At 68.5% G+C, this 6,000-nt stretch carries 4 protein-coding genes; 2 read left to right on the plus strand and 2 right to left on the minus strand.

Annotation, left to right across the window (positions count from 1 at the left end; genetic code table 11):
* The first annotated feature begins 45 nt into the window (after positions 1-45).
* Complete coding sequence (gene tssH / locus G3N93_RS05135; protein WP_206132417.1) at positions 46-2,715, plus strand: type VI secretion system ATPase TssH; 2,670 nt, start codon at positions 46-48, stop codon at positions 2,713-2,715.
* Positions 2,716-2,756: 41 nt separating this feature from the next.
* Positions 2,757-3,878, plus strand: a complete 1,122-nt coding sequence (gene tssA / locus G3N93_RS05140; RefSeq protein WP_174939750.1) for a type VI secretion system protein TssA — start codon at positions 2,757-2,759, stop codon at positions 3,876-3,878.
* Between the two features lie 81 nt (positions 3,879-3,959).
* On the opposite strand, the gene G3N93_RS05145 is transcribed toward tssA, so the two are convergent.
* Together G3N93_RS05145 and tagF are read right to left on the minus strand one after the other, a co-directional pair.
* A complete protein-coding gene (locus G3N93_RS05145) occupies positions 3,960-4,922 on the minus strand; it encodes an OmpA family protein (protein WP_174942271.1) in 963 nt (320 codons plus the stop codon).
* A gap of 4 nt (positions 4,923-4,926) precedes the next feature.
* Positions 4,927-5,916: a type VI secretion system-associated protein TagF gene (gene tagF, locus G3N93_RS05150; protein ID WP_174939747.1), complete on the minus strand. Its 990-nt coding sequence runs from the start codon at positions 5,914-5,916 to the stop codon at positions 4,927-4,929.
* Positions 5,917-6,000 lie beyond the last annotated feature (84 nt).

A 6,000-nucleotide genomic window follows, 5' to 3' on the forward strand; every position in this document is an offset into this window, starting at 1 on the left:
AACGACAACAAACACGCAATCGAACCTGAGACTGAGATCGACGCCATGAGCACGCCTCTGAAGACCCTGATCACGAAACTGAACCCGCTGTGCCGCCACGCGACCGAGCGTGCGGCAAGCGCGTGCCTGGCGCGCGGCCATTACGAGGTCGATCTGGAGCACCTGTTCCTCGCGTTGCTCGAGGAAGCGACGGGCGACCTGCCGCTTGCGCTGCGTGCGAGCCGCGTCGATCCGCACGCGCTGCACGCCGATCTCGAGCGCGAACTGACGCGCCTGAAGACGGGCAACACGCGTACGCCGGTGTTCTCCGTGCACCTGATCGCGCTGTTCGAGCAGGCATGGCTGATCGCGTCGCTCGATTCGCAGCTCGGCCGCATCCGTTCGGGGCACCTGCTGCTCGCGCTGCTGACCGCGTCCGATCTCGCGCAGTTCGCGCAACGGATGTCGTCGCAGTTTGCGGAAATGAACGTGACGGACCTGAAGCACAAGTTCGACGAGATCATGGCCGGCTCGAGCGAAGCCGAGCCGCGTCAGGCGGACGACGAGGGTAGCGACGTCGCGCCGGCCGCCGACGGCATCGCACCGGCGGCCGGCCCGTCGAAGACGCCCGCGCTCGACACGTACACGACCAACCTCACGCAGCGCGCCCGCGATGGCAAGATCGACCCGGTGATCGGTCGTGAAGCCGAGATCCGCCAGGCGATCGACATCCTGATGCGCCGCCGCCAGAACAACCCGATCATGACCGGCGAGGCCGGTGTCGGCAAAACCGCGGTCGTCGAGGGCCTCGCGCTGCGCATCGCGGCCGACGACGTGCCGCCGCCGCTGCGCGGCGTCGCGCTGCACGTGCTCGACATGGGGCTGCTGCAGGCCGGCGCGAGCGTGAAGGGCGAGTTCGAGAACCGCCTGAAGAGCGTGATCGACGAGGTGAAGAAGAGCGCGCATCCGATCATCCTGTTCATCGACGAGGCGCACACGATCATCGGCGCGGGCGGCCAGGCCGGCCAGAACGACGCGGCCAACCTGCTGAAGCCGGCGCTCGCGCGCGGCGAGCTGCGCACGATCGCGGCGACGACGTGGAGCGAATACAAGAAGTACTTCGAGAAGGATGCGGCGCTTGCGCGGCGCTTCCAGGTCGTGAAGGTCGAGGAGCCGAGCGAGCCGCTCGCGGCCGCGATGCTGCGCGGCATGTCCGGCCTGATGGAGAAGCACTTCAACGTGCGGATCCTCGACGACGCGATCACCGAGGCCGTGCGCCTGTCGCACCGCTACATCAGCGGCCGCCAGCTGCCGGACAAGGCGATCAGCGTGCTCGACACCGCGTGCGCGAAGGTCGCGCTCGCGCACAGCGCGACGCCGGCGGCGATCGACGACACGAAGAAGCGCATCGAGCGGATCGACGCGGAAATCGCGTCGCTGGAGCGCGAGGCGGCCGGCGGCGCGTCGCACGACGAGCGGCTCGGCGAGCTGCGCGGTACGCGCGACGCGGCGCTCGAACAACTGGCGAAGGACGAGGCGCGCTACGAAGCCGAGCGCGTGATCGTCGCCGAGATCACCGAACTGCGCGAAGCGCTCGACAAGGCACGCGGCCCGTCGGAAGACGGCCAGCCGGCCGACGTGCAGGCGACCCGCGACAAGCTCGCCGAGCGCGTCGCGGCGCTGCACGCGCTGCAGGGCGGCGAGCCGATGGTGCCGCTGCAGGTCGATGGCCACGTGGTCGCCGAGATCGTCGCCGCATGGACGGGCATTCCGCTCGGCCGGATGGTGAAGGACGAGATCGACACCGTGCTGAACCTGCAGCCGCTGCTCGCCGCGCGCGTGATTGGCCAGGACCATGCGCTCGACGCGATCGCGCAGCGTGTGCGCACCGCGACCGCGAGCCTCGAGGATCCGAACAAGCCGCGCGGCGTGTTCATGTTCGTTGGGCCGTCGGGCGTCGGCAAGACCGAGACGGCGCTCGCGCTGGCCGACATCCTGTACGGCGGCGAGCGCAAGATGGTCACGATCAACATGAGCGAGTACCAGGAAGCGCACAGCGTGTCGGGCCTCAAGGGCTCGCCGCCGGGCTACGTCGGCTACGGCGAAGGCGGCGTGCTGACCGAGGCCGTGCGCCGCAACCCGTACTCCGTCGTGCTGCTCGACGAGGTCGAGAAGGCGCACCCGGACGTGCTCGAGATGTTCTTCCAGGTGTTCGACAAGGGCGCGATGGACGACGCGGAAGGGCGCGAGATCGACTTCCGCAACACGCTGATCATCCTGACGTCGAACGTCGGCTCCACTGCGGTGATGCAGGCGTGCCTGAACAAGCCGGCCGAGGAGCTGCCCGATCCGGACGCGCTCGCAGAGACGCTGCGCCCGCAGCTGTACAAGACCTTCAAGCCCGCGTTCCTCGGGCGGATGAAGGTGGTGCCGTACTACCCGATTTCCGACGACGTGCTGGCCGAGATCATCGAGCTGAAGCTCGAGCGGATCCGCCGCCGGATCGAGGCGAACCACAAGGCGGCGTTCGAATGGGACGAGTCGCTCGTCGATGCGGTGCTCGCACGCTGCACCGAGGTCGACTCGGGCGCCCGCAACGTCGACCACATCCTGAACGGCACGCTCCTGCCGGAGATCGCGGGCCACGTGCTTGGCCGGATCGCCGACGGCGAGGCCATCGCGCGCATCGCGGTGCGCGCGGACGAGGCCGGCGAATTCACGTACACCGTCGAATGAGCTCGGCCGTGCAACGCAAGCATTTGATGAACTGACGAACCATGCCGATCAATCTCCCCGAGCTGCTGACGCCGATCAGCGATGCGTCGCCCAGCGGCGACGACCTGCTGTTCTCGAACGAATTCGACGCGATCCAGGACGCGCGGCGCTACGACGATCCGACGCTCGACCAGGGCGAGTGGGTGACCGAGATCAAGGAGGCCGACTGGGGCTTCGTGGTCGACCATGCGGGCGAGCTGCTGCGCACGCGCACGAAGGACCTGCGGCTCGCCGTGTGGCTGACCGAGGCGCTCGCGCTCGAGGACGGCGTCACCGGCCTCACCGAAGGCTATGCGCTGCTCGAGGGCCTGTGCCGCGACTTCTGGGACACCGTGCATCCGCTGCCCGAAGACGACGACACCGAGCACCGGCTCGGCAACGTCGCGTGGCTGTCCGGCCGCACGGCCGAACTGCTGCGCGCGGTGCCGATGACGGACGGTGCGTCGAACGCGTTCAGCACGCTCGACTGGGAGGTGGCGCAGCACGTCGCGCAGGCGATCAAGCGCGACCCCGAACACGCGGACGACATCGCACGCGGCAAGCCGTCGATCGACCAGATCGATTCGTCGCGGCGCGTGACGTCGATCGCGTTCTACACCGCGTTGCTCGCGAACCTGAAGGCGTTCGAGTTCGCGCTCGATGCGTTCGAGGAGCGGCTCGTCGAGCGTGCGGGCGATTCGGCGCCGAGCTTCCGGCAGGCGCGCGACGCATTCGAGACCGTGTACCGGCTCGCCGAGCGCTTTGCGCGCGAGCAGGGCTATACGGGCAGCGCACCGCACACGCAGTCGGCACCGCAGGCGCAGCCCGAGCGCATCGAGCCGGTGTTCGGCAACCCGATTCAGTCCGAGGAGACTCACGTGCAACCGCAGCCCGTTCCGCGCGCCCCGGTGCCGCAGATGATCGCCGGCATCCAGAACCGTGCGCAGGCGGTCGACCAGTTGCGCGCGGTCGCCCGCTATTTCCGCCAGACCGAGCCGCACAGCCCGGTCGCGTATCTCGCCGACAAGGCCGCCGAATGGGCCGACATGCCGCTGCACAAGTGGCTCGAGAGCGTCGTCAAGGACGACGGCTCGCTGTCGCATATTCGCGAGCTGCTGGGCGTGCGGCCGGACGAGCAGTCGTAAACGCAAAACGGGCGGCGCATCGCTGCAGCCGCCCGTTTTTGCCTGCCGTGTCGCTCCGGGAGGAGCGGCAGCAGGCGTCCTTTATTGCCCCACCCGGAACTCGATCCGCCGGTTCCGTGCCCGTCCATCCGCCGTATCGTTCGGCGCGATCGGCTGATCCGGCCCGACGCCCGTCGTCGTCATCTGCTGCGGCTGAATGCTCTTCGTGATCAGGTAGCCCTTCACCGCATCCGCACGCGCCTGGCTCAGCGCGATGTTCGACGTGCGGTTCCCCGAGTTGTCGGTGTGGCCGATGATGTCGACCGTGCGGTTCTGCATCTTCGAGAGTGCCGCCGCCATCTGGTCGAGGATGAGCCTGCCCTGCGGCGTGAGCGTCGCGCTGCCGGTCTCGAACTCGATCGTCCGGTTCGCGAGCGTCTGGTCGAGCACGCCCTGTTCGGACGCCGACACGCGCAGCCCGTTCTTGATCGTATACGTCGGGTTCAGCGTGTTCGCCATGTCGCTCGCGAGCTGCTGGCGTTGCGCTTCGTTGTGCACCTCGCCCTTCATCTCGATCTGCGTGCCGTTGATCTTCAGCTGCCCCTTGCTGATCTGCTTGAGCTGCGTACCGAGCAGCTTCTGCACGTTCGCGCTCCAGTTCGGCGGCGTTGCAACGTCACCCACTTCGATCTGGTCGACGACGTTCGCCGCGCCGTAGGTATCGCGCAGCTTCTGCAGCACGGCGGCCTTGGTCGCTTCGTCGGGCACCTTGCCGCCGACGACCACCTGGCCGGGCGTCGCGGTCGCGGGCGGCGGCGTGAGGGTGTTCGCGGTGCCGGCCGTACCGTGCACGACGGCGCCGGAGGCCGTCCCCGGTGCGGCGCCGGTGTTCGCGGACAGCGCGGTCGTCGTGACCGTGCCGTTGCCGACCGGCGTGACGGTTGCGCCCGTGTTCTGTGCGAAGGCCGTGCTGCTGGCGAAGAGTCCGGCAGCGAGGAGGGCGGTGACGGCGGGCGAGAAGGCGACCGAAAAGCGCGCGCGCCGAACCTGAATCGTGCGATGCATCCCGTCAGCCTCCGATGAACGCTTCGCGGAACGCGTCGATGGCGACGCGCAGCGAGAGTTGCGGTTGGTCGAGGTAGCTGACGAGCTTGCTGATCTGGTGATCGTTTTGCGCATGGGCGTCGATCCACTCGGGATCGTCGATGTCGATGTTGTGGGCGGCGTAGGTCTGCGGGTCGACGACGCTCAGCAGCGTCTTCGCCGACGCACCGTTGAAGCCGATGATGAGCCGTTCGCGCTCGGCGATCGTGCCGATGAAGATCGCGAGCTCGAAATCGGCCTGCGCGACGAACGGCGCGATCAGTTCGAGCCAGAACGCGGCGACGAGGCTGCGGTAGAACGGATCGACCGGCAGCGGCAGCGTGAGGCCGCGCTCGATGTGCGACGAACCGCTCTGCATCACCGGCCGCAGCAGCGAGCCGAGCGCGAGCATCGCGCCGCGCAGCCGCACCGGATGACCGCTTTCGAGCAGCATCTCCTGGAGGCCGTACAGCGACTGGTGTTCGACGAAATCGTTGAAGGTGCCGTCATGCGACGTGCCGGGGCCGCCGACGTCGATCGGCACCTGCGTGTCGCCGAGCGCCTGCAGCGCGCCGGGCGGCTCGTCCTTGCCGAGCAGCGGCGGGATCTGCGTGGCGACGCGCGACCACAGCCGCGCGAACGCGAGCGGGCTGCGCGCGAGGAACGCGAGCGGCCGGTCGACCTCGAGCGCGGTGGCGCCGAGGAACGGGAAGCGGCGCATCGACACGTCGTGGCTCGCGACCATGTGGCCCGCGATCGCGAGCTTGCTGCGCGAGCCGAGGAATGCGAAATGCATCGGCTTCGCATCCTCGTAGACGAGCTTCCAGCGCGGATCTTCCGCGAGCAGTTCGAGCGCCTGCGCGATCCAGCGGTCGAGCGTCTGCAGCAACTGCGGGTTGTGCGGGCTCTTCACGAAGTCGCCACGCGACGGAATCTTGCCGAAGTAGGCGATCTGCGCCTGTACGGTTTGCGTCATTGCGCCCCCTGGGCATTCGTTGCGTTGGCGGCCGCGACGGCCGGCGCTGCGGCCGGCGTGCCCGTGCCGGCGGACTGGGTCGCG

It is taken from the genome of Burkholderia sp. Se-20378, from assembly GCF_017104665.1.
Taxonomy (GTDB): domain Bacteria; phylum Pseudomonadota; class Gammaproteobacteria; order Burkholderiales; family Burkholderiaceae; genus Burkholderia; species Burkholderia lata.